Raw genomic sequence first — 25,940 nt, 5'->3', positions numbered from 1 at the left:
GAGAGCGAACCTGTACGTTATCAGCTATGCGCGGGATTGGGCTTTTCGGGATCAATCCCGTATTTCGAGATGGCTTCCGCCACCTTGATCGACGGAATCTTATTTTCATCAGCCAGCGCCTTCAGCGCCGCAATCGTCACGAAATGACGATCGACCTCGAAGAAATACCGCAGCGTGCGGCGATAGTCCGAGCGGCCAAAGCCGTCCGTTCCAAGCACCGAATATTTGTTCGGCACGGACGGACGGATTTGCTCCGCAAACATCTTGATGTAGTCGGTCGATGCAATCACCGGCCCTTCGCCGCGGCCCGAAACCATCTGCGTGACATAGGGCACGCGCGGCGTCTCTGTCGGGTGCAGCAGGTTCCAGCGCTCAACGTCGTGCGCTTCGCGCGCAAGCTCGGTGAAGCTCGTCACGCTCCAGATATCGGCTTCCACACCCCAATCGTCGCGCAACAAATCGGCGGCCGCGATGACCTCGCGCAGAATAGCGCCCGAGCCCATCAACTGCACCTTGTGGCCTTTGGCATTCTTCGCCGCCTCGCGAAAAAGATACATCCCCTTGATGATGCCGGCCTCAGCACCCTCCGGCATCGGCGGATGCTCGTAGTTCTCGTTCAGCAGCGTCAGATAGAAGAACACGTCCTCCTGATCCTGCAGCATGCGCTTGAGACCGCTTTGAATGATGACGGCGACCTCGTAGTTGAATGTCGGATCGTAGGACACGCAGTTCGGCACCGTCGCCGACATGAGATGGCTATGCCCATCTTCATGCTGCAAACCTTCGCCGTTGAGTGTCGTCCGCCCCGACGTGCCGCCGATCAGAAAGCCGCGCGAACGCTCGTCACCGGCCGCCCAGGCAAGATCGCCGACGCGCTGGAATCCGAACATCGAATAGAAGATATAGAACGGCACCATCGGCACGTTCGACGTCGCGTAGCTCGTTGCGGCCGCGATCCACGACGCCATCGCACCAGCCTCGTTGATGCCTTCCTGCAGCATCTGACCGTGCTTGTCTTCCTTATAGAACATCAGTTGATCGGCATCTTGCGGCACGTAGAGCTGCCCGACCTGACTGAAAATGCCGAACTGCCGGAACATACCTTCCATGCCGAACGTGCGGCTTTCATCCGGCACGATCGGCACGATGCGGCGACCCAGCGCCTTGTCGCGCATCAGCGCCGTCAGAATGCGGACGAACGCCATTGTCGTCGAAATCTCGCGTCCGTCCGAGCCTTTGAGTTGCGATTCGAACAGCGACAACGGCGGTGCTTCGAGCGAGATCGACTTCCGCCGCCGTTGCGGAAGATAACCACCGAGCTTGTCGCGCATCGCGTGCAGATAGTCGTCTTCCGGCGACCCTTTCGGCAGGCGGACGAACGGTAGCTTTTCCATCTCCGCGTCGCTCACCGGTATCTTGAAGCGATCGCGGAACTGACGCAGCGTATCGATGTCCATCTTCTTGGACGAGTGCGCGAGCATCGTGCCCTCGCCCGCCGCGCCCATGCCGTAGCCTTTGACGGTTTTCGCCAGGATGCACGTCGGCTGGTTCTTGTGCGCAACCGCTTCGGCATAAGCCGCATAGACTTTCGAGGGATCGTGACCGCCGCGCGTCAGCCGCCAGATCTTGTCGTCCGACCAATCTTCGACGAGCGCCGCCGTCTCCGGATAGCGTCCGAAGAAGTGCTTACGAATGAAAGCCCCGTCGCGCGACTTGAAGACTTGGTATTCGCCATCGACGCACTCTTCCATCAATTGGCGAAGCTTGCCCGTCGTGTCCTTCGCCAGAAGCTCGTCCCACTGCGAACCCCAAATAACCTTGATGACGTTCCATCCGGCACCGCGGAAATTCCGTTCGAGTTCCTGGATGATCTTGCCGTTGCCGCGCACCGGCCCGTCCAGGCGCTGCAGGTTGCAATTGATGACGAAAATTAGGTTGTCGAGCTTCTCTCGGCCCGCCAGCGAAATCGCGCCGAGACTTTCCGGCTCGTCCATCTCGCCGTCGCCGCAAAATACCCAAACCTTCCGGCCCTCGGTGTCCGCAAGCCCGCGTGCGTGCAGATATTTGAGAAAGCGTGCCTGATAGATTGCCATAAGCGGCCCGAGGCCCATGGAGACCGTCGGGAATTGCCAGAAATCCGGCATCAGCCATGGATGCGGGTAAGATGACAGCCCGTGCCCGCCGACTTCCTGCCGGAAATTCAAAAGCTGATCTTCGGTAAGACGCCCTTCCAGAAACGCTCGCGCATAAATGCCGGGGGAAGAGTGGCCTTGGATCAACACGAGATCGCCGCCATGTTCCTCTGACGGCGCGTGCCAGAAATGATTGAAGCCGGTTTCATAAAGCGTCGCCGCCGACTGATAACTGGCGATGTGCCCGCCAAGCTCGCTCGACTCCTTGTTGGAGCGAAGCACCATCGCGGCGGCGTTCCATCGGATTGCCGCGGCAATCCGATGCTCAAGATCGCGATCGCCCGGAAGCGGTGCCTCATCGCGAACGGGGATAGTGTTGATGTACGCCGTGCTCGATGCAAACGGGATCGCTGCACCGCTTGCACGCGCCCGCTCAACCACCTCACCCAGAATATCGTCGGCCCGCTCGGTGCCTTCGTAGGCGATGACGGACGAGATCGACTCGCGCCAATCCTGGATTTCGGCGTCCTCGGCCTTCGAAGACTTTTGTTCCTCTTTGCCCATACCGTCCTTCGCTCGAAAACGCTTTCGTTGGCGACCTTGCCCGACTGTTTAACACAAACGCCTGACCGCCGTTTATGCCACTAAAGTGAATTGGTTATGCAGAACCTCGTTTGCGACCTCGCTCCGCGAAAATGTCCGGCATTGCACGGCGCGTCGCAACCTCACCTTAAGGAACTGCGTTGTGCTTTGATCTTCGATAAATCTGCATAGGAGCCGCGAAAATGAACGCTATAAAAACAATAGCACTCGCAATGGTTCTCGGAGTGGCCGGAAGCGCAGCCGCCTTTGCCGATAACGACGTCCCCGGCGCCGACTGGATGCCCGAGGAACACGTGACGAAGAAGCTGGAAGCCGCGGGATATTCAAATATCACCGGCCTTCACGCTGACGATGGCTATTGGGAAGGCAAGGGCGTCAAAAACGGTAAGATCACGGAGTTCCACGTTGATCCTCATTCCGGGGCGCTCTTAAAGGAAGAGATTGACCACGACTGAGGATTTCCGGATCGCGAAATGTGCGCCTCGGACGCTTAGAGACTGCCGAGCCTGGTCCTGATCAACGTCATCATGGCGTCGAAAGCCTGATTGGCATCAAGCACGGTCGTATCGAGGTGCATCGCGTCTCGCGCGGCGAGCATAGGCGCCGTGGAGCGCCCACGATCGCGCGCATCGCGTTGCCGAATATCCGTTAGCAGATCATCATACGAAATGTTTTCGCCGCGCCCCTGGTGCTCCAAAAAGCGCCGCTGCGCCCGCGCCTCGTCGGACGCCGTGACGAAAACCTTTACATGCGCTCCAGGACAAACGACCGTGCCAATATCCCGGCCGTCCAGCACGGCGCCCCCGTCCTGCCCAGCGAAGGCGCGCTGATAATCGAGAAGCGCGGCGCGAACTTCCGGAATTTTCGCCACGATGGACGCCGCGTCGCCGGCCTTCGGCCCACGTAACGCCGGATCGTCGAGCGTTTCCGCTAAGATCGCACGCGCCGCAGCCTCCGCTGCAGCAACGTCATCGAGCGCTGCGCCATTTGCTAGCACGTCGCGCGCCACTGCCCGATAAAGCAATCCCGTATCAAGCCACGGAAGACTGAAATGCGCCGCAACACGCCTCGCAAGCGTACCTTTGCCCGATGCGGCTGGTCCGTCGATGGCGATGATCAGGGTCATCCCGCCACCTCGGCGTAACGCGCACCTAGCGTTTCCATGATCGGCCGGAATTCCGGAAAGCTTGTCGCAATCATCGTCGCGTCATCGACAACAATGGGCGTCTCGCTGGCGAGGCTGGCCGTCAAAAACGCCATCGCGATGCGATGATCCAGATGCGTCGCGACGGTGCCGCCGCCGTTGAGCCCGCTTCCACCTTCAACTATCAGCGTATCGCCCTCGACGTCCGCGCGCGCACCGTTCGCGATGAGGGCGGCAGCCGTCGCCTGCAGGCGATCGCTTTCCTTGACCTTCAGTTCCGCCAAGCCGTCCATCCGCGTCTGTCCTTCGGCAAACGCCGAGATCGCCGCCAGAACCGGGTATTCGTCGATCATCGACGGCGCCCGTTCGGCCGGGACATGCACACCCTTCAGCCGCGAATATCTGACGCGAATATCAGCGACCGGCTCGCCCCCTTCTTCGCGCGCATTCTCGAACGTGAGGTCGCCGCCCATCTCCTGCAGCGTCAGATAAAGACCCGTCCGCGTCGGATTGACGAGCACGCCTTCGACGATGATATCGGACCCCGGCACGATCAGCGCTGCCGCCACGAGAAACGCGGCCGATGACGGATCGCCGGGAACGATGATGTCTTTGCCGGCCAGCTCAGCGTCACCATCGACGGTGATATGCGTCTCTTCGCCCTTCGTTTCGTTCGTAACGGTCGCGCCGAAATGCCGGAGCATGCGCTCGGTATGATCGCGCGTCGGCTCGCGCTCGATGACGGTCGTTTTCCCGGCTGCGTGCAGACCCGCGATCAAAACCGCGCTTTTCACCTGCGCCGACGGCACCGGCAGCCGATACACGATCGGCATAAGCTCGCTCGTGCCGCGAAGCGTCAGCGGCAGCGTCTCCTTGCCGGGCTCCATAATCTCCAAGCCCATCTCGACCAGCGGCCCTAAGACCCGCCGCATCGGCCGCCGCGAAAGCGAGGCATCGCCCGTCATCGTTACGGTGATCGGGTGCCCTGCGACGACCCCCATCATCAGCCGCGTCCCGGTACCCGAATTGCCGAAATCAAGCGGCCCGTCCGGCGTCCGCAGGCCACCCACGCCTCGCCCCTTCACGACCCAAAGATCGCCCTGCTTCTCAGCCGAAGCCCCTAGCGCCGCGACAGCCCGAGCCGTGTTGATGACGTCCTCGGCCTCCAAAAGTCCCTTGATCCGCGTTGTACCTGTCGCCAATGCCCCAAAAATGAGCGCCCGGTGCGAGATCGATTTGTCGCCCGGAACCCTGACCCGCCCTACGAGTGGGCCGGCCTTGAGCGCTGAGAGCGGTGTTGCTGGAGATTGCGCGTTCAACTGAGACGTTCCAAAGCGTTAGAATCCAGGGCCGGCGGGCAATTTTCCGGAAAATTTCGCTCCGGATAGACACCGCGCCGCGACGCTCTGTCAACGGCACCGGGGCCGTCCGGTCAAGCGCTCGATTGGGGAAGACCCTTGACGCATCCCCACTCCGCACCACCTTTTCGTTTTGACAGGGGGCGACGCCTATGGCAGACGGGCTCCCTTGAATTTCCGAGAACTGAGGCACGACGAATGGCGACCAAGCAAGAGCGCGGGACGAAGCGCACCTGTCAGAATTGCGACGAGCGCTTTTATGATCTGGGACACGACCCGATCATTTGCCCGTTTTGCGGCACGAAATACGTGATCGCATCGTCCCCGGCAGCGCTGGCGGCTCTGCAGGCCGAACAGCGTGATCTTGCCGCCAAGAAGGCCAAGAAACCCGTCAGCGACGACGACGGTGATTTGCCGGCAGTCGAGGGCGAAGAGGCTTTGGCGGACGTCGAGACGGATGACGCCGGCGGCGCTGACGATGACGAGACCTTCCTCGAGGAAGAGGAAGAAGAGGGCGGCGATGTGTCTAACATCATCGGCGGCCCGGCAGGCGAGGGCGACGAAGAGCCCTAATATTCCTGTCGAACGTCCTTGCAGTTTTTGCAAAGACGACTTATCAGGCGGGTCTTCGGCGGGAACCAGCCCCGCCGGTTGAAGTGGTTCGGGGCTATAGCTCAGCTGGGAGAGCGCTTGCATGGCATGCAAGAGGTCACCGGTTCGATCCCGGTTAGCTCCACCAATTTTTCACGCGTGCACGGCCGCCACGCCAACCTTGCGCGCAATTTGGCGCCCCATGGGTTCCGGCTCGACGAGCCCATAGGCCGAAGGCGGTCACAGCAAAGTCGCGCAGCGACGGAGCCACTGCAATCAATAATCCCGTCATGGCCGCGCAGACGGCCATCCACGTAACGGGCCCTGCTGGCTCTTCACCACACATTTTATGTAGTCTCCGGCCAAACGGCGACTTGCGAAGCATAATCGCGGGCGTCAAGGGACGGAGACGATGACGAACATCCCAGCAAAACTCATGTGGACCGGCGTCGCGGTGCTCGGCGCTGTCGCGCTCGGCATCGTTGCACTTTCGCGCGGCGAGACGATCAATGCCATCTGGCTCGTCATGGCCGCCATCTGCTCCTATCTACTGGCCGACCGCTTCTATGCGCGGTTCATCGCCGACAGGGTTTTACGGCTCGACGCAGATCGTCTCACGCCCGCCCAGCGCTTCAATGACGGCCTGGACTACTGCCCGACCGACAAAACGGTGCTGTTCGGCCACCACTTCGCGGCAATCGCGGGCGCCGGTCCCCTCGTCGGGCCGGTTCTAGCGGCACAGATGGGCTATCTGCCCGGCACGCTGTGGCTGATCGCAGGCGCCGTGTTCGCGGGTGCGGTGCAGGATTTCATCATGTTCTGGGCATCCGTGCGCCGCGACGGCCGCTCGCTCGGCGAAATGATCCGCAGCGAGCTAGGCGACATCGCCGGCACCATCGCCATGATCGGCGTCCTGATTATTATGGTGATTTTGCTTGCCGTGCTGGCCCTCGTTGTCGTCAAAGCCCTGACACACAGTCCCTGGGCGACATTTACTGTCGCTATGACTATCCCGATCGCGGTCCTGATGGGGATCTACGGGCGCTTCATGCGACCCGGCCGGATCGGAGAAATGTCGCTGATCGGCTTCGTGTTGCTGATGCTGTCACTCATCTTCGGCCGCCACGTCGCCGCCGACGCAACACTTGCTCCCTTGTTCGATTATTCCGGCGAAACGCTTTCGATGATGCTGATCGCCTATGGCTTCGTTGCATCCGTTCTTCCGGTCTGGGCCTTGCTGGCGCCGCGCGACTACCTTTCGACGTTTCTGAAAATCGGCACCATCGTCGGCCTCGCGCTCGGCATCTTCGTCGTCCTGCCCGACCTCAAAATGCCCGCCGTGACGAAATTCGTCGACGGCTCGGGCCCGGTCTTCTCCGGGAGCCTCTTTCCGTTCCTCTTCATCACGATCGCCTGCGGTGCGATATCCGGCTTTCATGCGCTGATTTCATCGGGCACGACGCCGAAGATGCTCGACAATGAAGTGAACGCCCGTGTCATCGGCTACGGTGCGATGCTGATGGAAAGCTTCGTGGCGATCATGGCCATGGTCGCGGCGACGACGCTCGAACCTGGCATCTACTTCGCATTGAACAGCCCGCCCGCGCGGATCGGCACAACGCCCGAAACCGCCGCATCGGCAATTTCCGGATGGGGTTTCGCGATTACACCGGATGTGTTGAAACAAGCGGCGACTGACGTCGGCGAGACGACGATTCTGTCGCGCACGGGCGGCGCCCCGACGCTTGCTGTCGGCATGGCCGAAATCCTTTCAAACGCCATTGGCGGCAAAGCGCTGATGGCGTTCTGGTATCACTTCGCCATCCTGTTCGAGGCGCTTTTCATCCTGACAACGATCGACGCGGGAACACGCGTCGCACGCTTCATGATCCAGGATCTCATCGGCACCGCCATCCCCTCGTTCAGAGCGACCAAATCCTGGAGCGCCAACATCGTCGCGACCGGCATCGCGGTTTTCGGCTGGGGTTATTTCCTTTATCAAGGGGTCGTCGATCCGTTGGGCGGCATCAACACGCTGTGGCCGCTGTTTGGCATTTCGAACCAGATGCTCGCCTGCATCGCGCTGCTTTTAGGGGCGGTCGTTCTCTTCAAGCTGAAACGCGAACGCTATGCCTGGGTCACGCTCGCGCCCGCGACATGGCTCGGCGTCTGCACATTGACCGCAGGCTGGCAGAAAATCTTCAGCGATAATCCAGCCATCGGCTTTCTCGCCCATGCGGATAAATTCGCAAGCGCGCTCACTGCGGACCAAATCCTGGCGCCCGCCAAATCCATTGCCGACATGCACCGCATTGTCTTCAATGACTACGTCAACGCCACGTTGACGGCCCTGCTGGGCGCAGTGGTCATCGCGATGGCAGGCTTCAGCATACGGGCCATCGTCCGGGCGCTCGACAACCCTCACGTAACGGCGCGCGAAGCTGCCGCCGTTCCAGCGGAGTAAGCCCCATGCGCGAAACCGTCACGGCTCCGATTTTCAGGCTCGCCCAGCGCATCATCCGCACTGCCCGCCTCATGGTCGGCATTCCCGATTATGACGCTTACGTCGCCCATCGCCGCCACGCGCATCCCGACGAGCCGGTCTTGAGCTACGAGGCCTTTTTCCGCGAACGACAGGCGAGCCGCTACGGCGAGGGCAGCGGCAAAATCAACCGCTGCTGCTGACGGACGCACGGAGCGCGAGGTTGCGATTGATCCCGCACGCATCCCCCGCTACGAGGGGCGCATGGCACCTCCCCTGATTACCCTCAAAGACATCAACCTGACGTTCGGCGGCACGCCGCTGCTCGAAGGCGCGGAACTGACGGTTGCGCCCGGTGACCGCATCTGCCTCGTCGGCCGCAACGGCTCCGGCAAATCGACGTTGCTGAAAATCGCTGCAGGACTGGTCGAACCCGATAGCGGCGAGCGCTTTGCCCATCCCAGCGCCAGTGTTCGTTATCTGCCGCAAGAAGCCGACTTCAATGGCTTCTCGACCGTCCGAGATTATGTCGTCGCCGGCCTCGGACCAACCGACGATCCTTATCAGGCAGAGTATCTTTTGGCCGAACTTGGCCTTTCAGGAGACAGCGAGCCGCAGCATCTTTCGGGCGGCGAATCCCGCCGTGCGGCTCTGGCGCGTGTCATTGCCGCCAAGCCCGACGTTCTGCTGCTCGATGAGCCGACGAACCACCTCGATCTGACTGCCATCGAATGGCTTGAAACAACACTCCTCGGCATGCGCTCGGCGCTGCTTCTCATTAGCCACGACCGGCGCTTTCTCGAAAACCTGTCGCGCGCCACGGTCTGGCTCGACCGCGGCAAGACCCGGCGGCTTGAACAGGGTTTCGCAGCCTTCGAAGACTGGCGCGATAAGGTTCTCGAAGAAGAGGAGATCGAGCGCCACAAGCTCGACCGCAAGATCGTTCGCGAAGACCAGTGGATGCACGGTGGTGTCACCGGACGGCGCAAGCGCAACGTCCGCCGCGTGCGTGAGCTTCGCGCCATGCGCCAGGAGGTCCGAGAACAGCGCCATGTCGTCGGCAGCGTCCGCCTCGACGCTGCGGAAGGCAGCATCTCCGGCAAGCTTGTCGCCGAGGCGACCGGCATTTCGAAGAGCTACGAAGGCGTCGATATCATCAAGAATCTCGACCTGCGGATCATGCGCGGCGATCGGCTCGGTATCGTTGGTCCGAACGGTGCAGGCAAAACGACGCTCATCAAGCTTTTGACCGGCCAGATCGCACCGGACAGCGGCACGATCCGCCACGGCGCCAATCTCGAAGTTGTCGCGCTCGACCAGCGCCGCGACGAACTCAATCCGAATTGGACCGTCGCGGATGCCTTGACCGGCGGCCGCGGCGACCAGGTCGTCATCAACGGCAAGGCACGTCACGTCGCGAGCTACATGAAGGACTTTCTGTTCCTTCCCGAGCAGCGGCTGTCACCCGTCCGTGTGCTCTCAGGCGGAGAGCGCGCCCGTCTGATGTTGGCTCGCGCGCTCGCAAAGCCCTCGAATGTCCTCGTGCTCGATGAGCCGACGAACGATCTCGATCTTGAAACGCTCGATCTGCTGCAGGAATTGCTGTCGGATTATGGCGGCACGATTCTCCTCGTCAGCCACGATCGCGATTTTCTCGACCGAATTGTAACGAGCGTATTGGCCCCGACCGGAAACGGGAATTGGACCGAATATGCCGGCGGATATTCCGATATGCTCGCCCAGCGCAAAGGCGATGCTTTAGAGAAAGATCAAAAAAAAGCCGCGTCATCAGCAAAACCGTCGGAAGGCAACGCTGCATCTTCCGCCGCCTCGCCCGCAAGACAGAAGCTGTCCTTCAAGGACAAGCACGCGCTATCGACACTTCCCGGCGAGATTGCAAAGCTTGAGACGGAAATTAAAACCCTCGGCGCCAAACTCGCCGACGCCGAGCTTTTCACCCGCGATCGCGCCGCATTCGATAAGACAAGCGAACGCCTGCAACAGGCTCAGCAGCAGCTCGAAACCGCTGAAACGCTTTGGCTGGAACTGGAAGAAAAGCGCGAAGCCATCGAAAATTCCGGCTGACGTTCGCACATATAAAAGCGACGGCCGAGTACCCTCGACCGCCGCTCAAAGTTCGACCTAAGCCGACATCACCTGAGTTAGATGACGTCGATCTCAGCCGGGAGGTAGCTGGTCACTTCGAGACCAACTTCCTGCTCACGAACTTCGGGCTTCGACCACGTCTTCATGGGTTCCTCCAAGAGTGGTTAGTCCACGCTTCACAACGGAAGCTACCTATATCGTCGAACCCACGGGGGCCAATCGTATTTGCAATAATCGCTCATAAGCGCGTCTAATAACATTATAACACTTCGCTTTTGCGAATTGATATGCGAGCTGCCTATTGCTTGGCAGCCCATTGATCTTTCACCTCATCGCATCGCTTGCCGATGAACGTGTTCACTTCTTCGACAATAGAACCCGATAGAATGTTCACGGTATTGTCAGCGGCGGTCGCAGTCCAAAGCGCGCTTTTGATCAGAGTTGGCGCTCCAATCTTGCCCCACTCGGCCTTGGCTTTGACAGCTTTGCCGTTCTCGAACGTCACCTTCGGCGTCAGCTCGAATGAAAAGTCCGTCGAACCCTTCTTCTCGCTCGCGATCGAACACGTCACGGTATGCTTGGCGAACTGGATTTCCGCTTTCGGCTCAGCCATCGCCTTAACGAGGTCGGCTCTCTTCAGGTTGAGATCCATCGAGCAATGCGCACCCTCGTACGGCCAAGTAATCTTCACCTTGCTGACAAGCTTCGCCAACTGCTCCTTCCGCCAACTCTTGATGACGTGGCAGGCGATGTCAGGACCCGATGCATCTTTTGAGTGAAAAGCACGGCAGAGGTCGACCTTGCACGCCTTCCGCGCTTCCTTCTCGGCTTTCTCCTCCGGCGTCAGCGGACCGTCCGGGTCGCCGAGAACGGTCCCGGAGTCTCCGGCGGCGGCCGGCTTGGCCGCATCCTCAGCGATGGCGGCCGAACCGGCTGAAAGAGAGAAAAAGGCAAAGACCGAGACAAAGAGCGCGGAAGCCGGCGTCATGAATTCCCCATGCGAACCTGAGCTAAAAAGCCCTGCGTCTTCGCGGCCAAGGCAGGCAGCACTAAGGCGGAATTCCGAATAATCCCTGATTTCCGGCTTCCCGAGGTGCCAGCGACACGCCCGGTCCGCGCGACGTCCCCTGCCGCTTGAAGACCGGTCACCGGTTCCCATATCTTGACTAAATCGCCGGGCAGTTGTGACGGCGAGGCAGATGGCCGCAAGGCATCTGGGAATAGGACGTTGGTCGCTTGCTTAAGGACCTTCATATGACGCGTGTAACGGCACTTTCGAACCCCCTGCTTCTGGGTTTTGAAGAGATCGAGCGGTTGGTTGACCGCGCGACCAAAGGCGGGGATGGTTACCCACCGTACAATATAGAAAGGGTCGCCAAGGACGGCGATTCCGGTGAGCTTTTGCGGATCACCCTGGCTGTGGCTGGGTTCACGCGTGACGACCTCGAGATAACGCTCGAAGACAAACAATTGACGGTTCGTGGCAAGCAGCAGGACGATAAGGCTCGCGATTATCTCTACCGGGGCATCGCATCCCGGCAGTTTTCGCGAACGTTCGTCCTTGCAGATGGCATCGAGGTCAAAAGCGCAGAGCTTGCGAATGGCCTCCTGGCCGTCGACTTGCAGCGGCTTGAGCCTGAGCGCCTCGTACGCCGGATTGAGATCGGAGCGGCCCAGTCAACCAAAAGCCGCACCTGAGCTGAGTCTTTCGCGTCACAGCGCAAGCGACCGAATCGTCGGAGGATCGGAGCAGACGAGCAGATCGAGAGGCCCCTGTGTGGGCCGCGGTTCCCGGTTTGCGATGAGAGCCCGGCCTCGACACAAGGAGGAAGAGCGTCATGAATACTAAGTCCACCGCGAAATCTGCCGACATCCACGATGCCGTCGCGCCGGTCATGAGCGAACTGGAGCTTGCACGGCTTGGCGGCGGCGAGGTCGCTTACATCAAGACATTGACCTCGGACGAAGCTCTGGAAATGTTTCCGCAGATCGAAGGCTTGCCAAAGGGCATCCCTCTGTTCTCGCTGCATGCGGCTGACGGCACGCCCATCGCGTTGACCGATACGCTGCAGGCCGCAATCGGGCATGCTCAGGAAGACGAGTTGTCGATCGCACCGCTACACTGACCCGCGGCTGAACGGGCGACGTATAAATCGTCCGCCGGCCCACAGGGGGGGTGCTATGAACCGGCAGGGGGCCGCCCAAAGGCATGGGCGGCCGGCGTGCCGAAGGCTTTCGCGCTTACAAGCAGCGCAGCTTAAGCAAAGCTCACGGATGGTAATGGGCGTACTGGCCCCGTGCCTTGAAACGCTCAAGATACGCCGGAACCACGCCATCGACGGCGGCTGGCCGCGGAACGTCGAGCGCCATGATTGTCCGACCGTCCTTTTTGGCACCCTCAGACACCACATTATCTGACTGCAGCAACCGGACCTGATCGACCGTCATCGGCCGAAGCGTATTCGGCAGCGGCCAGGTCAGCGCAGCCATGAGCTTGGCCATCCAGAACGGAAGGGGCAGCAAAAGCCGCTTGCGATCCGAATAGTCGAGCGTCAGCTTCAAAAGCTCCTTGAAGGTCGAAACCTGCGGCCCGCCAAGTTCGTAGGTCGTGCCGGGCGTACCCGCGCCGGTTGCCGCCGCTGCAGCAGCATGACCGACGTCGCCGACGAACACCGGCTGGAACTTCGTAACGCCGCCGCCAATCAGAGGCAGAAACGGACTAACCCGCGCCATAGCGGCGAAGCGATTGAAGAACTCGTCCTCCTGACCGAAAACGATCGACGGCCTCAGCACCAAGGCGCCGGGGAAGCCTGCGAACATCGCCTCCTCGCCCAGCGCCTTCGTCTGGGCGTACTTGGCCGGCGAGGTCTTATCCGCGCCGATAGCCGAGATGTGAACAAGGCGTTCGGCGCCCGCGGCCTTCGCGGCTTTCGCGATCCTGGCGGCGCCTTCGACGTGGATCGCGTCGAAGGACTGTGCCCCTGTCGGCGCCAAAATCCCGACAGCGTTGATGACGACGTCAGCCCCCTCAACTGCCCGCGCCACCGAATCGGCAAATCTCAGATTGGCCTGGACCGGAAAGATCTGCCCGACGACGCCCATGGGTTGCAGATAGCCCGCGAGATCCGGTCTGCGGACCGCAGCACGCACCCGGTATCCCTTTCGCGCGAGCGACCACACGATATGACGCCCGACGAATCCGGACCCGCCGAAAACCGTCGCTAGTTTACCGTTTCCTGCCATTCGAAACCTCGCTGCAGCCGTCGGCCGGCCTCCCGGCCAGCCTCACATCTAGCGAGCCTGAGCGACCGTGTGAAGCACACGAAGGACGACTTTACCCGCAATCTGGCCTGGCTCAGGCGATGTGGCCCCAAAAGCCTGCAAGATGCATACGTCACGCAATTGACTTCCGCTGCGGACCAATTTACCTGACACCCGCAAGCCCAGATGGCGGAATTGGTAGACGCACTAGTTTCAGGTACTAGCGCTCACAAGGCGTGGAGGTTCGAGTCCTCTTCTGGGCACCAGGGCTTTGCTAAGCCCTTGAGGCGGCGTAAGCATCGAGCATCATTGAATAATCGGACACCCGACTGCCACACAGGGGTGCCCCACCATGGTGCTTTTTATGACCCGACCCGCGAAGCGTTCCGGCTCGTCCAATAAGCAGTTCAGAAAGCGCGTACCCGCTGACGTTCAGCGCGTCGCTCACGGCGAGACGATTGTGTTCTCGCTACCGAAAGCGCTCGCCGGAGATGAATGCATCGAAGTGTCCGCGCAGATCGGAACACATGTTGAGTTTTCCCTGCGCACGTCGGACCCGGCTCTCGTGAAGCTGCGTCTTAGCAGGGCGTCGGAGCATTTCGAGCGCACCATCGCGGCTTACCGGGAAGGCCCTCGACGCCTTGACCAGAAAGAGCGCGTAGCAATCGCGGGCATCCTCTATCGCGACCTGGCCCAGAGCTTCGAGGACGAACCTGGCGAACCTGAAATTTGGAAGCTCGTTCGCGAGGCCAATGACCGGGCATCCTCATCACCACAGCAAATGGAGCGATGGTTTGGCCCAAGCGCCGATCAGCTTCTTTCCAAATTGGGGATCGTGGCGGATCGTGAGAGCCGTACTGCACTGCTGCGGGACGTGGCCGCCGCTTTCAACGACGCTGCTGCGAAGCTCAAACGAAATGCAGAAGGTGATTTCCGTCCTGACCCTGTGGCTGAGCGCTTCCCAGAGTGGAAACCCGATGGAGGCAAAGCCCCAAGGGCTAATCGGTCGTCGAAAGCTCTGACACCGACCAAGCTATTAGAAAGTTGGCGGCAGCATCCCGACCAGAAGACCGTCACGCCGAGCACTTTGGCGTCCTACACAGCAGTCTTCGGCAAACTCAAAGTCTTCCTCGTGAAGCGGTACGGAGCCGAACCCGCAGCGGCGAGCTTACAGCGAGACGACTTCCGTGCCTTCATCGACATGCGTTCTGAGGAGGAAGGGGTCTCAGCTAAGACTATAAACGGCGTCGATCTCGCCGCGATCAACTCCGTGTTCAACTGGGCCGTTGATCAGGACAAACTAACTGCCAATCCTGCAATCCGCGTGAAACGAAAAGTCCGCAAAACAGCCGAAGGAGGAAACCGCAAGCGCAAATCACTCAACGATGCGGAAGCGAGAGCAATCCTTAAACACGCCTTGGACTATCCCAAGAAGGCTAGCCGCCGAGAGCATCAAAAGCTCATTGCAGCCAAGCGTTGGGTTCCCTGGCTTATGGCCTACACCGGAACTCGCGTCGGCGAGGTTGCGCAGATCAGAAAATCAGACGTTTTGAAATTCGACGGACATTGGGCCATTGCCATCTCCGCGGAGGCGGGAACGGTCAAGACCAAGAGCGCGTGGCATGTGCCGCTTCATCCGCACCTAATTGACCAAGGCTTTATTGAGTTTGTGGAAGAAGCGAGGGACGGACACCTTTTCTTGACGCCCAGACCAGACCTCTATCGGCCTGAAGCAAAAGCAAGTCGAACGAAAGACCCTCGCGGCATCCTGGGACCTCTGCAAAGCGTCAAGAACAAGCTCGCCGCATTCGCGCGGGAGGTGTTGCCTGATCCAAGTGGCCCAGCGCCCAACCACGGCTGGCGACACCGCTTCAAAGCCGTTGCTCGCAAGTGCGGCATTGACCTGGAGGTTCGCAACGCCTTTGCCGATCACGCAGCAGTCAGCGTCGCAGGCGAATACGGCAAAGACGAACTTTATGCAGCGATGGTCACTGCCCTGAGCAAAGTCCCTCGCTACGAGGTGGAATGAAGGCAGTATCTCTAGACGCGCCACGCGATGGGCCAATGGCGGTCCCCACCGGAAAGGCTGGAACGCTAAACGAGCAATTGCAAGATCAATGACTTCAGAGCCGATTGGGATCGGTTGATACCACCTCGTGTTCCACCCGCAATCGCGGATAAGCGGGAGTTCACTCTACGTCGCCCAAGATCACGATCGCCCAGAATGCTACGGGCTTTCCGCGTCTACAAAGATGTGGTGGATCAAGATGAGATGGTTGCCCTCTTGCTTCAGCTTGCTATCGAACGTTAGAAGAGCATCTGGATGGGTTTCACCCGGAGCCAATTTCGCCTCTTCTCCGAACACCTCCGCGAGGCGACCATCAATGACCTTCACGGCTTCCTCTACTGGAAGCCTGATGGTGTAGCCGAGCATAAATGCGTCTGAATGACCGTTCGCATACTGCCCCGTGGCGAAGCGCTTAACTCCTTCGTCTACGTATTTGCGATTTAGGGTAGTCTGCCCAGCGCCGACACGTTTGCATTCGACTGCGAGATAGTTGTTCTCGTCGCCAAACTGCTCAAGCGTTTTTAGGAACAAATCGATCCGTCCGGCCAATCCCGGTCCTTCAGTTTCATCATCGAGCTCTATCTCTCCATAGATCTCCCAGCCGGGAATTGCTTCTTCTCTCTTAACTCGCTTCATCGCCTTGCGAACGCAGACCGTCATCTGCACTTCACCTGCACAGATGATGACGTCGTCGCGAGCAAGAAGAAAGCCCCTGCAGATTAGGTGCTTGGCTGTTGCAACGACCTCCTCCGCTAGGCCAAGCGACGGGACCCCTAGAGGAGCATCAAGAGGCGAACGCATCGGCAGATCTCGAAAGCCAATGGTCGGCCATAATCGCGTCAGTGTCGTTCAATGCCGCGGTTCTGCTCCAGTACCTTTTCTCGGCAGGCTTCAAAATGAAAAGATTTTCGCCATCGTAGACGCGCAATTGCCGTCGCTCGCTGAGGTAGGGGGGTGCATCACCAGGAAGTTGCTCCTCAACCAAATGCTCGATGCGCGACAACAACGGTTCGTCCTGGACATGGAAGTCCGGCGCATCAGTCGGAGCGCCCGGTTTCATCGAAAACCCGACCGCTATTAGCCTCGCTCCGCAACCGAAAACACGTGCACGGTCGAGCTCACTCGTATTGACATAGCTGACCATGTGGCGTCGACCGCGGGCTCTCAAATACCGATCTACCCCAGACGTAACGAGGCGGGCATATTCAACAATATCGGCGACACTAGGCGGCCAAACCAGCTCATACCGCTCGCGATGGCCTTCAAATATCAGATGCTTCGCACGTGAGACGCTCTCCCGAAGAAGCGACCGCTCATCTTCGTCGAGATCAAAAAGTTCACAGACTGCTTCATCCATCTTGTGGAGCGCACCTTTCACACCGGCGGCAGCGGCCTTCTCAGCAGTCAAAACAGCATTGAGCTTGGACGACGATGCCTTACAAAGGTCCGGCACTCTGAGGTTTAGCAGCTCGTGGGGCTCGACCGTAGGCCGCTCAAGCCCCCATGCTGCCCCTCCGAATGCAAGTTGAAAAGCTGTGGCGCTTGAGTTGAGGACGGCGCTCAACGCATACATGTATCGTCTATCGAGACCGGCAAAAGAAATTCCGTACAAGATCTTCGAGTATAGAACGCTCTTTTCGACGACGGCCGCCGTGTATCTGCCGCGCTCCGCCGCATTTGTAGATGCCGCCTTGGCACACAGTAGAAGCGGCCCAACGAACTTGGAAAGAGATCGAGGACGATGCAGGTTATCGTATTCAAATTTTTCAAATAGGCGGGCATCGGCACGAAATGCCTGGAATGCGTCCGCTCCGACTATTTTGAGCTGATAATACTCCTCGGGTGGGACGTTAATGTCGCCTCCCTGCACCTGGAAGCCCTGTCCTCGTCCCTGCTCCGCATCTACCCCAACGGCCTTCAACAGGTCCTCAAGTGTAGGACATTCATTCTCCAATCGCTCGATAAGCCAAGCGTCTCGTGGCGTCCCGAAAGCAGCCGCTTTCAACAACGGTGGATGCTTTAAGATGCGGGCTGTGGACGCCCCTTTCAGTTCAGCAGGTCCCAGCGCAAAGACACCTGTCCGATGGAAGTCCGGCGTCCACGCTACGGAGCCAATCAACATCTGGTCTTTCGTGGGCATCAATACGCATCTAGAGAATAGTAAGATCGCAGGAGATACCGCATCAGGAAAAAGACCCTCCTTCCTCAACATCGATAGGTTCACTAAGGCAACCGGAGCCAGCTTGGCGAGCAATGCCGCCCTCGATTTAGCCCAAGCCGCATCGCGAGAGAAAAAAGGCGTTGCCTTGAGGACCATGCCGATTTTTCCATTCGCCCCAGCTAGGCGCATCGACACCGCTAGGAAGCGTTGGTCAGGACTTCTCCGAGGGAGACTACCCGATACATCGTCCTTCGTTACGTAGCCCTTCGCAAACGTCCATGGTGGGTTTCCGACGACTGCGTCGAACTCTACGTCTTCGACAGGGTCAGGGAGGGGCCGAGAGAGGGCATCGCCAACAAATAGAGTGCGATCTATCAACCGCTCAAAGCGCAGATCGCTCAGTTTCTTGATTGGCTCTTCGTCGAGCTCAAGCGCCGCCAGATACAAGCTAAACGCGGCCACGCCGATAGCTGCTGGATTTATGTCTATCCCGTATAGCTGGCCATAGAGGACCTTCCGAATTTGGGACCGAGACGGTGGTTGCTTTCCCGAGCTCTTCCAAACTAGTCGGCGGAACGCCTCTACCAGAAACGCTCCTGAGCCGCATGTGGGATCAATCACTTTCGCACTCGGAGGCAGCCCCTCAAAAACGGGGTCTAAGACCAAATGAACGAGTTCGACCGGCGTGTAGTGCAATCCTTGTGATGGCGCCGCCGAAGAGCTTGATCGTGAAAACTGCTGGTAGATTGAGCTAACTAGGTCCACGGGGATCGCAGAGAACTTAAAACGAAACAGCCGTCTCTGACCTCCTGCACCCGGGACTAAGCTCGTCCCTCGAATAAAGTCTCGGATCAATTCCAGGTGCGCGTCGCTGAGACGCGACCTCTCCGCCGTTGGCTGATCCATGGGAAAGAGGTCACCATTGAATGTCTCTCGAAGCCAGGCAAATAGTTCAAACGCCCTTTCACGGGACGAAAACTGATCTTCCAGGTTACCGCGAATAGCGCCCCGACTAGTGGGACCCAAATAGCCTCGATCGAAGAGATACCACGTGAAGATGCATCGACCGATTAACCTTTGAGCGAAGTCGCGCGAGATCCTTGCTTCGTCCGCGCCATTGAAGGGCGATCGTAAGCGAGATGGAAGCCGGGTGAGACAATCCTCTAGGGCCACGAGTTCGTCGAGGAGCACGCGATCAACGCGGAAACGCCTATCTATCCTCTGCCCTATATCGCTCTTCCAAAACGCTCCCGTTTCGGTCGCAAGCCGCCCGCATATCTCATCGAGCCGCATCAGTTCGCTCTCTGACCTATGATCGAACTTCGCCAGAGGCTCACTTTCAACCGGCCCCTCCCCTCGATGGGGCTCGTAGCAATTGTAGAGACGCACTTCCGTCGGAGTGATAAGCCAAAGCAACGGCGCTACGCCGACATTCCATGCAGCTTCATGCCAAGCCACCACCTCCTCAGAGGTTGGCTCGCACTTTCCGGCGTCCTTGAAGATCGCGGTGGGCGATCGATGGGATGTGAACACCGCGTCTGCGTTTAGTCCAAGCCGATCGTTCTGGAAAATTGGACGCAGCTGATATGCAAATCTGTCTTGCGGCCGCACCAATCCCTTTACTGGCTTTCCCCGCGAGTTCAGGTAGCCAGTTGAGCGGAGCACTTTATTGAAGTGTTGCGTCAAGCTCTCCTCCTGCCGCGCGAAACACTGGGCCCAATCGGCGAGTGCACCACCTGCGCAGGAAACATTTCGAGCTGCCCTCGCCCACCCGGCGACGCAAGTTCAAAACCTGTAGCTAGAACTTTAAGGTGAGGGTCCAAAGCGAGCCTAATGCCGTCCAATTGGCTGGCTCGGTCATCGGCATCGAGCAAATTCCATCTTAACGGCCCTTGGATGACGAGCACCTTTCCCCAGAGTTCAAGAAAGGATGTACCAGCCAGCGCTTGCCGAAGTGCCGCAAACATTTCGACATAGTGGGATAGCTCAAGACGGAGCTCGCCCCGGAGCGTAGCGGCGATGCGCAGGACGAGTATGGTCTGCCAGCAAAACTTTGAGGCGTCACCCCGGCCGCTTGGCTTCACATCTGGTGGGATCAGTGCGCGGCGCACTGTCCACTCTCGAAGCTGATGTTCTGAAAGACCAGCCAGGCCCGCTGCCTTTGCCCCGTGTGTCGTCCTCATGTAGACCCCGATTGGGTAGAATACCCGAACCTGGATTGCGTACCACTCATCGCCCCTTTCCGTAAAGTTCCGATGTTTTGGCTCGGGCGTCTGAGAAGGCGTTTAAAGAAGTCGTCGTCTGCTAACCCCCCCATGGGGCCGGTATCATGAGGGTATACCCGAGCGAGACATCGCGATGAGACACCCAGAGCGTATCATTAGGGTCAACTCATGGACAAATGAGACAGCATCGGTTATGGTCTAGACCCTAACGAGACGTTTTGATGGGCTTCAACCATGGCGATTTATGGCTACGCGCGAGTGAGCACGACAGACCAGGACCTGGAAACCCAGGTCGAGAAGCTGGTCAGTGCGGGGTGCGGTATTGTCCGCGAGGAGAAGATGAGCGGCACCACCCGCGAAGGCAGAGCCGAGCTGGAAACCCTGCTGCAGTTCCTGCGGTCCGGCGATGTTCTGATGGTCACGAAGGTGGACCGATTGGCTCGCTCCGTGGCAGACCTCCAGGAAATTGTCAAGATAATCAAAGCCAAAGGAGCCGCCCTCCGCGCCACGGACCAGCCTATTGATACGGGCACGGCGGCGGGAAAATGCTTTTTGGACATGCTTGGCGTATTCGCGGAATTTGAGACCAATCTCCGACGTGAAAGGCAGATGGAAGGCATCGCCAAAGCTAAAGCTAAGGGGGTGTATGAGGGCCGGAAGGCGTCCATCGACACCGCAGAGGTTAGGCGACTTGCCGAAGAAGGCGCCGGGGCCACAAAAATTGCCAAGCAGCTGAAAATCGGCCGAGCGAGTGTTTATCGCATCTTGAGACATGGACAGGCTTGAAATCTGTCCAAGACTGTCCAATTATGTGTCCAGGACAAAACTGGACATGAGGACCGTCAATGACCAAGCTCTCCGCAGAAGCTCGTGAACGACTGCGCAAAGAGATCCGTGCTCTTCCCGACATTAAAAGCATTGTCGGCAGCCTGTCTAAAATCAATTCCCTCAAGAAGGATGAGCTAATCGCATTGGCTGAGAAGTGTGGGCTCGACGTGAACGCGATCCTTGTGAAGTCCGTCAATGTGGACTTCGCGAACGAGCATTACACCGGAAAGAAAAAGGAGCGAATGCTCCACACGAATGATCACCCCGCCTTCAAAGGTGAGTTGGAACTTGATCTCACGATCTCTCTAGTTGGCAAATCCGTCACCAGAAAAATGAAGGTCGAGTACTCATTCACGCCGAGCTGGGAGTATTTCGACCTGCACAAGGGCAGCCTTTACGTTGGATGGGAAAGCAGCGTTTTGAAGCTGTCAGTCCAAGGGCTACCGGAGGGAACGGTAGAGAAGACGGCGGACGGAAAAATGATCACAACTCGATCTGCGCCCGTTTGGTACAGCGGCGAACTCCTTTTCGAGGATGGCGTCCTAACGCGCGAAATGGACGACGCGATTTACGCAGCCGTGGAGCAGCATTGCCAAGAAGAAGATCGTCGGAGAAGGACTGAGCACCGCTTACCTATCCCGGCATACAAAAGCGATTTTGCGTCGGAATAGCCAAGCGCTTGTTCAGCACTGCTCTGCCTGCACCGCTTCAGAGACGCTCAAATCTCAAAGCGTCTCTGCCTTTCTCCCCACGGCTACAAATCTTGAGGTTCGATGACCCGACTTTGCGGAGTTCTCAACTGCGGCTTGCCCACATCATCGCGTTTTGCCGGATACTGCCGTCGGCACCAAGCCAATCAGCGACGCCATGGACACGTTCACCAACGCGCTGTCAGCAAGGCCCATACTGGACCATACATTGCCACTGTGAGAGCCCGTATAGCAAAGAACGCACACAGTCCCGCATGGGTCACTCTGGATGACCGTTGGAGGGCCCTCGTCGAACATGCAAAGGAACTCGTTTCCAAGTTTGAGCGAGGTGTTCCTTGCTCGCGCTTCGAGAAGATCGCTGCCTATGAGGTCCTGAAGCTGGGTGGCGATGTTCCGGCCAGAGCAGTCGTCGAAATGACCATTGCGATGGTTTTGATGCGAGAGCTTGACCCGCGAAGCTTTGTTTCTGACCGAGCGTTCTGGGTGCAGATGGCGCGGCGCGTCAGAGGATTGACGGATCTGAACTACGGAGAGCGGTACATACATTCGACGGGGAAGGTGAAGCGCTGTTATCGGGAGTTGTCACCGCGGGCTGCGATAGTGCTCGGGAGGTGGCTCGCAGAAACGCTCGGCATCGGCGGACTGCACATAGCTCGCCTTGAACGAGCGGACAGCGAGAAGGCGATTTCGGAACGCCGAAGTCTCCACGACGCGCTATCAAACCTGAGCTGAGCACCTCATGGATGTTTTTGAACAAGTTCCCGGTCCTCGCGGATCGGAACTTGAAACACTCGCTAAAACTAGGAAGCAACCCCAGCGCTACAGATGGTTTGATCAATGGCTAGCGGCGAGACCAGGTCCGCTACGTGCATTGGTGGATACCACCGTAGACTTCGTGCAGCATCACGAGGAGCACACTGGCAAGCGCAAACGGGCAAGGCGAAGAAAGGATCACGAGCAGCACCTCCAGCGGCTCGAGGCAATCATCTGCAATCTTGCCTATGCGGTTCTGTCGCCGCCGCTTGGAGGCCGTATTGCAGTGTCGCTAGGGCACGGCAATTGCGGGCGAACTCGGTATGATTGCCCGGTCATGGGCAAGCTCTTCAGTTCGACACTCGACCTTCTTTGGTCGCTTGATTTCCTGGACGTTCAGAGCCCAAGCGTTGTGCGTGGCGAGGTTTCCTCAATTGCTGTTTCGAGCTGGTTTGCGAGCAAGGTTGCCGAGGCTCATGTGAGCCTAGCCGACTTTGATCGCCGACAGGACGAAGAGATCGTCATCCTCAGCCGCAGCAATCGCAGCTTGCGGGGGAAAGACGGAAGCGTCCGAAAGGATCGGATTGATTACGCGGAAACTAAAGATACCCAACGGCACCGAACCAACCTGAGGCAGTTGAATGCATATCTAGCGGCTGCGGCGATTGACTTCTTAGACGACGGATTGGAACCGAATGTAGACCCCTTCGAGAGGACTATGCGCCGTCGCTTCTTGATCTTCTCAAATCAGGCGCAGCGTTTCGATCAAGGGGGCAGACTGTTCGGAGGCTTCTGGCAGAACCTCAAGTCTGACAGGCGGAAGAATATCAGGATTGACGGGGAGGCAACCGTCGTTCTCGACTTCAGCTCTATGTTTACCCGGCTTGCATACGCCCATTTGGGAGAAAAGCCCCCGGCAGGCGACCTCTATTCCATACCCGGTTTCGAGGACTACCGAAGCGGCATCAAGTTCGCGATGAACTGTTTTCTTTTCGACGGCGGTGCCCGCAAGTCTTGGCCGACCGAGTTAAGAGTTGGCGTCGGCAACGATGCAAATGACGGCGACGACGGCCGAACCGGAAACGCCTTGCAAGCTCACCTGCCGTTCGGCTCTACCGTCGCGCTGGTCAAGCAGGCGATCCTTTCCGTCCATCCCGCCTTGAAGTCGGCATGGGACCGTCGCCTCGGTTATAAGCTTATGTTTCAGGAGAGCGAGATAATGATGGAGGTGCTGTCTAGACTGGCTGCTCGCAATATCCCAGCGCTCTGCCTTCACGATGGCCTAATCGTTGCGGCACCGGCTGCGCAGATTTCATCAGAGGTCATGTCATCCATCGCTCGGGAGCACACTGGCTACGACTTTCCGGTGTGCGAGAAGCCGTAGAGTATCGCTGAGAGAGCAACGGACAAAGTGCACCTCAACACACGGGAGGGAGGGGATGGTCGTCACCTGGGCAGCTTCGAGAGGTCTCATTGTCGTCGTTCTCCCCCTCCTTCCCTCCACTCATAGGACCGATAACGGCAATGGGCATGTGCAAAGGAGATCATCGCACTCTGAGACGCTCATTCATCGGCGGATCGTGTTGCATCGCCAGCCAGCGGCGATCCCATCGCGCAAATCCCCGCTAAGGCGGCTACAGGGGCAACGGCTCACGGACTAGGATCGCCGCTCTCATCACCAAAGCACCGCGCATCGGCCCCTCGGTGCCCTCTTTGAGGCATCCCCGGTACGCGACGGCAGGCGATCACTGCGCGATCTTCACCCGGCGCTGACGACGGTTCTGTCAAGGCTTGAAACTGCCCCACATAACTGCTACACAAGCGGTCAGAGTAGTCCGATTTTTCCTTGATGTTTCAATGCGATACGGGCGCAAATCCGTAGTCCTCTTCTGGGCACCACAAGCTAAATTTACAAATGGAATCAATAACTTAGTTTGTTTTGTGTATACCCCCGCAAATGGGTACCATTTTTAACAGCAATAGGTTCTTCCGCATCGAGAAGAAACGTTTCCGCTAGTTGAAAATTGTGTTCTGGCACGGACTAGCGTCTTTTCGGTTTTGCTTAGTAGGCAGCGGCAAACCTGGAACTTCGCTGGCTCGTTATACCGTCCATCGACGATAGAGCGGAGACGGACCCTCCCGGCCTGCAATCAAAATCCAAACCAGCACGAACGACGTTGCGCGCATCAGACCGCCAAGCGTCAAATCTCGTCACATACGAAGAATTGAAACGTTGCTTCATCACACAAGCGGTCATCGGCGGAGTCGTGGGAAGGCACTCAGACAGCTCACCGTAAATGTCTGCAATGGGAGGAAGAGCAAGCCTCTATAGATTTTCTGAATTGTCGAAAGCGATCGAAAGCAGTCATGAAAGCCCTCAAGTTCTGGGGATCGAGCGGTAGTACGAGAAAGCGGTTATCGCCTCGATTGCTCTCGGAGAGATTGAGGTTCGTTTGTGCAGGTCTATTCCTATTCAGACAGTCCACCGCATGACTTATTCTGCTAATGGCCATTTAGCGGAAAGCGGTGCGAGCCGGTCCGAGAAATCGGTCGTTTATGTTCTGCTCGGGCTACCGAAACATAGGGGGGAACAAAAGTGGCGAACGCGGCCCTTCATTCAGTCATAAGCTGGATCAGCACGTCGTCAGCACGTCGGCGGATCCTCTTATGGTGGCGTGACCTGACTATCGCGAATGTCGGGGGGCGGCATGTCATGGTTCTGCATGGTCGAGCAAGCCGTGAGAGCAAGCGGCGAGACCAATAAAAAAAGAAGCGCAATTCGTATCATATTTTCGCCTTTGCATTCTCCGCGTTGTTGTCTTTGACGATCCCGTCGTGCGCAATCCGTCCTTCAGTTCTTGACCGCCGCCGCTACCAAGCCCCGCATGCCAAAGGGCAGCCTGATCATTTCGATGAAGATGTCCTGGTCGTCGAAGCCGCCCTGGCGAAGGGTGCGGTTTAGGTCGGCGGCGTCATAGAGCCTGTGGGTGTCAGAGCCCGAGAACTTCCACTTGCGCATAGTTGCGCGGTCAGTGACGTAGATCACGACGCGTCCTTTGGGCTGCAACACCCGATAGATCTCGGCAATCTCCTTGCCCTCAATGCCGAAGAAATAGGCGACGTTGATCGCGATCACCTTACTGATGCTGTCATCAGCATAAGGAAGATCGTCAAAATGACCGAGACGTAGATGCACTCGGCCGTGGGAAATTTCTTGACGGTTGGCGCGCTTGGCGATGTCGAGCATCTCGGGCGAATGATCGATTCCGAGCACTTTTCCCCGCATGGCTTGTCGTGCCAGGCTGACGATGCCTCGGCCCGGGCCAAAACCAAGTTCCAACACCGTATCGTGGGGCTGAACGTCGAGCGCAGCAATGGCGCACCTGTATGGTGCGCCATTAATGAGTGCCATTAGCCGACCAGCAAACCGGCCGTAGCGCCCGCTAGGCGTGCGCAGTTGCTTGCCGAGGCCGGCCCAGATCGAGACCATGTGCATGGCGGTCCTTTTTCTTCAATGC

General features: G+C 58.4%; 20 protein-coding genes and 2 tRNA genes. 13 read left to right on the top strand and 9 right to left on the bottom strand.

The window, feature by feature from the left end:
• Positions 1–20 precede the first annotated feature (20 nt).
• A complete protein-coding gene (gene aceE / locus HYPMC_RS02425) occupies positions 21–2,696 on the bottom strand; it encodes a pyruvate dehydrogenase (acetyl-transferring), homodimeric type (RefSeq protein WP_013946180.1) in 2,676 nt (891 codons plus the stop codon).
• Positions 2,697–2,917: 221 nt separating this feature from the next.
• Here aceE and HYPMC_RS02420 point away from each other — a divergent pair, with 221 nt between their 5' ends.
• Positions 2,918–3,190 carry a PepSY domain-containing protein gene (locus tag HYPMC_RS02420; protein WP_013946179.1) on the top strand — a complete coding sequence of 91 codons (273 nt, stop codon included), beginning with the start codon at positions 2,918–2,920 and terminating at the stop codon, positions 3,188–3,190.
• Positions 3,191–3,225: 35 nt separating this feature from the next.
• On the opposite strand, the gene cmk is transcribed toward HYPMC_RS02420, so the two are convergent.
• Positions 3,226–3,861 (bottom strand): (d)CMP kinase, encoded by a 636-nt coding sequence (cmk, locus tag HYPMC_RS02415; protein WP_013946178.1) that lies wholly within the window; start codon positions 3,859–3,861, stop codon positions 3,226–3,228.
• The gene (gene aroA, locus HYPMC_RS02410) at positions 3,858–5,198 is read right to left on the bottom strand and encodes a 3-phosphoshikimate 1-carboxyvinyltransferase (protein ID WP_013946177.1); all 1,341 of its coding nucleotides are present in this window, start codon (positions 5,196–5,198) and stop codon (positions 3,858–3,860) included. Before aroA ends, cmk begins: the two co-directional genes overlap by 4 nt.
• Positions 5,199–5,435: 237 nt before the next feature.
• On the opposite strand from aroA, the gene HYPMC_RS02405 reads away from it, so the two are divergent.
• The 5 genes from HYPMC_RS02405 (at position 5,436) to HYPMC_RS02385 (ending at position 10,395) form a co-directional block, all read left to right on the top strand.
• Positions 5,436–5,810 (top strand): TIGR02300 family protein, encoded by a 375-nt coding sequence (locus tag HYPMC_RS02405; protein ID WP_013946176.1) that lies wholly within the window; start codon positions 5,436–5,438, stop codon positions 5,808–5,810.
• A 90-nt stretch (positions 5,811–5,900) separates the two neighbouring features.
• Positions 5,901–5,976 (top strand) — tRNA-Ala (locus HYPMC_RS02400).
• Between the two features lie 264 nt (positions 5,977–6,240).
• Entirely contained in the window at positions 6,241–8,292 is a 2,052-nt protein-coding gene (locus HYPMC_RS02395; protein WP_013946173.1) for a carbon starvation CstA family protein, read from the top strand.
• 5 nt (positions 8,293–8,297) lie between these two features.
• Positions 8,298–8,513, top strand: coding sequence for a YbdD/YjiX family protein (locus tag HYPMC_RS02390; RefSeq protein ID WP_013946172.1), 216 nt, complete (start codon positions 8,298–8,300; stop codon positions 8,511–8,513).
• Positions 8,514–8,574: 61 nt separating this feature from the next.
• A complete protein-coding gene (locus HYPMC_RS02385; RefSeq protein ID WP_013946171.1) occupies positions 8,575–10,395 on the top strand; it encodes an ABC-F family ATP-binding cassette domain-containing protein in 1,821 nt (606 codons plus the stop codon).
• 77 nt (positions 10,396–10,472) lie between these two features.
• Here HYPMC_RS02385 and pqqA read toward each other — a convergent pair whose 3' ends face one another.
• Together pqqA and HYPMC_RS02375 are read right to left on the bottom strand one after the other, a co-directional pair.
• Entirely contained in the window at positions 10,473–10,562 is a 90-nt protein-coding gene (gene pqqA / locus HYPMC_RS02380; RefSeq protein WP_015598624.1) for a pyrroloquinoline quinone precursor peptide PqqA, read from the bottom strand.
• Between the two features lie 152 nt (positions 10,563–10,714).
• Entirely contained in the window at positions 10,715–11,404 is a 690-nt protein-coding gene (locus HYPMC_RS02375) for a hypothetical protein (protein WP_013946170.1), read from the bottom strand.
• Between the two features lie 266 nt (positions 11,405–11,670).
• Between HYPMC_RS02375 and HYPMC_RS02365 the strand changes: the two genes are divergently transcribed.
• Positions 11,671–12,114, top strand: a complete 444-nt coding sequence (locus tag HYPMC_RS02365; protein ID WP_013946168.1) for an Hsp20 family protein — start codon at positions 11,671–11,673, stop codon at positions 12,112–12,114.
• A gap of 140 nt (positions 12,115–12,254) precedes the next feature.
• The gene (locus HYPMC_RS02360; RefSeq protein ID WP_013946167.1) at positions 12,255–12,542 is read left to right on the top strand and encodes a DUF1150 domain-containing protein; all 288 of its coding nucleotides are present in this window, start codon (positions 12,255–12,257) and stop codon (positions 12,540–12,542) included.
• A gap of 142 nt (positions 12,543–12,684) precedes the next feature.
• Here the strand turns inward: HYPMC_RS02360 and HYPMC_RS02355 are convergent, their stop codons facing one another.
• Positions 12,685–13,659 (bottom strand): complex I NDUFA9 subunit family protein, encoded by a 975-nt coding sequence (locus tag HYPMC_RS02355; protein ID WP_013946166.1) that lies wholly within the window; start codon positions 13,657–13,659, stop codon positions 12,685–12,687.
• A gap of 198 nt (positions 13,660–13,857) precedes the next feature.
• On the opposite strand from HYPMC_RS02355, the gene HYPMC_RS02350 reads away from it, so the two are divergent.
• Both HYPMC_RS02350 and HYPMC_RS02345 read left to right on the top strand, forming a co-directional pair.
• A tRNA-Leu gene (locus HYPMC_RS02350) sits at positions 13,858–13,943 on the top strand.
• Between the two features lie 98 nt (positions 13,944–14,041).
• Complete coding sequence (locus tag HYPMC_RS02345) at positions 14,042–15,706, top strand: phage integrase N-terminal SAM-like domain-containing protein (RefSeq protein WP_157135386.1); 1,665 nt, start codon at positions 14,042–14,044, stop codon at positions 15,704–15,706.
• A gap of 198 nt (positions 15,707–15,904) precedes the next feature.
• Here HYPMC_RS02345 and HYPMC_RS02340 read toward each other — a convergent pair whose 3' ends face one another.
• The gene (locus HYPMC_RS02340; protein ID WP_013946164.1) at positions 15,905–16,546 is read right to left on the bottom strand and encodes a hypothetical protein; all 642 of its coding nucleotides are present in this window, start codon (positions 16,544–16,546) and stop codon (positions 15,905–15,907) included.
• Complete coding sequence (locus HYPMC_RS02335; protein ID WP_013946163.1) at positions 16,530–19,592, bottom strand: class I SAM-dependent DNA methyltransferase; 3,063 nt, start codon at positions 19,590–19,592, stop codon at positions 16,530–16,532. The genes HYPMC_RS02340 and HYPMC_RS02335 overlap by 17 nt, the downstream gene beginning before the upstream one ends.
• A 773-nt stretch (positions 19,593–20,365) precedes the next feature.
• Between HYPMC_RS02335 and HYPMC_RS02325 the strand changes: the two genes are divergently transcribed.
• The 3 genes from HYPMC_RS02325 (at position 20,366) to HYPMC_RS02310 (ending at position 23,806) form a co-directional block, all read left to right on the top strand.
• Complete coding sequence (locus tag HYPMC_RS02325; protein WP_013946161.1) at positions 20,366–20,917, top strand: recombinase family protein; 552 nt, start codon at positions 20,366–20,368, stop codon at positions 20,915–20,917.
• Positions 20,918–20,976: 59 nt separating this feature from the next.
• The gene (locus HYPMC_RS02320) at positions 20,977–21,630 is read left to right on the top strand and encodes a hypothetical protein (protein WP_013946159.1); all 654 of its coding nucleotides are present in this window, start codon (positions 20,977–20,979) and stop codon (positions 21,628–21,630) included.
• Positions 21,631–22,408: 778 nt separating this feature from the next.
• Entirely contained in the window at positions 22,409–23,806 is a 1,398-nt protein-coding gene (locus tag HYPMC_RS02310) for a hypothetical protein (protein WP_013946157.1), read from the top strand.
• A gap of 1,467 nt (positions 23,807–25,273) precedes the next feature.
• Here the strand turns inward: HYPMC_RS02310 and HYPMC_RS02305 are convergent.
• The gene (locus tag HYPMC_RS02305; protein ID WP_013946155.1) at positions 25,274–25,918 is read right to left on the bottom strand and encodes a class I SAM-dependent methyltransferase; all 645 of its coding nucleotides are present in this window, start codon (positions 25,916–25,918) and stop codon (positions 25,274–25,276) included.
• Between the last annotated feature and the right edge of the window lie 22 nt (positions 25,919–25,940).

Origin of the sequence: Hyphomicrobium sp. MC1, assembly GCF_000253295.1 — a bacterium.
GTDB lineage: Bacteria > Pseudomonadota > Alphaproteobacteria > Rhizobiales > Hyphomicrobiaceae > Hyphomicrobium_B.
This window is presented reverse-complemented; position numbering and strand designations above follow the sequence as displayed.

What these genes read in the sequence shown, in the direction of transcription:
- aceE (WP_013946180.1), bottom strand. Translation starts at nt 2,696, where the DNA reads ATGGGCAAAGAGGAACAAAAGTCTTCGAAGGCCGAGGACGCCGAAATC.
- HYPMC_RS02420 (WP_013946179.1), top strand. Translation starts at nt 2,918, where the DNA reads ATGAACGCTATAAAAACAATAGCACTCGCAATGGTTCTCGGAGTGGCC.
- cmk (WP_013946178.1), bottom strand. Translation starts at nt 3,861, where the DNA reads ATGACCCTGATCATCGCCATCGACGGACCAGCCGCATCGGGCAAAGGT.
- HYPMC_RS02405 (WP_013946176.1), top strand. Translation starts at nt 5,436, where the DNA reads ATGGCGACCAAGCAAGAGCGCGGGACGAAGCGCACCTGTCAGAATTGC.
- HYPMC_RS02395 (WP_013946173.1), top strand. Translation starts at nt 6,241, where the DNA reads ATGACGAACATCCCAGCAAAACTCATGTGGACCGGCGTCGCGGTGCTC.
- HYPMC_RS02390 (WP_013946172.1), top strand. Translation starts at nt 8,298, where the DNA reads ATGCGCGAAACCGTCACGGCTCCGATTTTCAGGCTCGCCCAGCGCATC.
- HYPMC_RS02385 (WP_013946171.1), top strand. Translation starts at nt 8,575, where the DNA reads ATGGCACCTCCCCTGATTACCCTCAAAGACATCAACCTGACGTTCGGC.
- pqqA (WP_015598624.1), bottom strand. Translation starts at nt 10,562, where the DNA reads ATGAAGACGTGGTCGAAGCCCGAAGTTCGTGAGCAGGAAGTTGGTCTC.
- HYPMC_RS02375 (WP_013946170.1), bottom strand. Translation starts at nt 11,404, where the DNA reads ATGACGCCGGCTTCCGCGCTCTTTGTCTCGGTCTTTGCCTTTTTCTCT.
- HYPMC_RS02365 (WP_013946168.1), top strand. Translation starts at nt 11,671, where the DNA reads ATGACGCGTGTAACGGCACTTTCGAACCCCCTGCTTCTGGGTTTTGAA.
- HYPMC_RS02360 (WP_013946167.1), top strand. Translation starts at nt 12,255, where the DNA reads ATGAATACTAAGTCCACCGCGAAATCTGCCGACATCCACGATGCCGTC.
- HYPMC_RS02355 (WP_013946166.1), bottom strand. Translation starts at nt 13,659, where the DNA reads ATGGCAGGAAACGGTAAACTAGCGACGGTTTTCGGCGGGTCCGGATTC.
- HYPMC_RS02345 (WP_157135386.1), top strand. Translation starts at nt 14,042, where the DNA reads ATGACCCGACCCGCGAAGCGTTCCGGCTCGTCCAATAAGCAGTTCAGA.
- HYPMC_RS02340 (WP_013946164.1), bottom strand. Translation starts at nt 16,546, where the DNA reads ATGCGTTCGCCTCTTGATGCTCCTCTAGGGGTCCCGTCGCTTGGCCTA.
- HYPMC_RS02325 (WP_013946161.1), top strand. Translation starts at nt 20,366, where the DNA reads ATGGCGATTTATGGCTACGCGCGAGTGAGCACGACAGACCAGGACCTG.
- HYPMC_RS02320 (WP_013946159.1), top strand. Translation starts at nt 20,977, where the DNA reads ATGACCAAGCTCTCCGCAGAAGCTCGTGAACGACTGCGCAAAGAGATC.
- HYPMC_RS02310 (WP_013946157.1), top strand. Translation starts at nt 22,409, where the DNA reads ATGGATGTTTTTGAACAAGTTCCCGGTCCTCGCGGATCGGAACTTGAA.
- HYPMC_RS02305 (WP_013946155.1), bottom strand. Translation starts at nt 25,918, where the DNA reads ATGCACATGGTCTCGATCTGGGCCGGCCTCGGCAAGCAACTGCGCACG.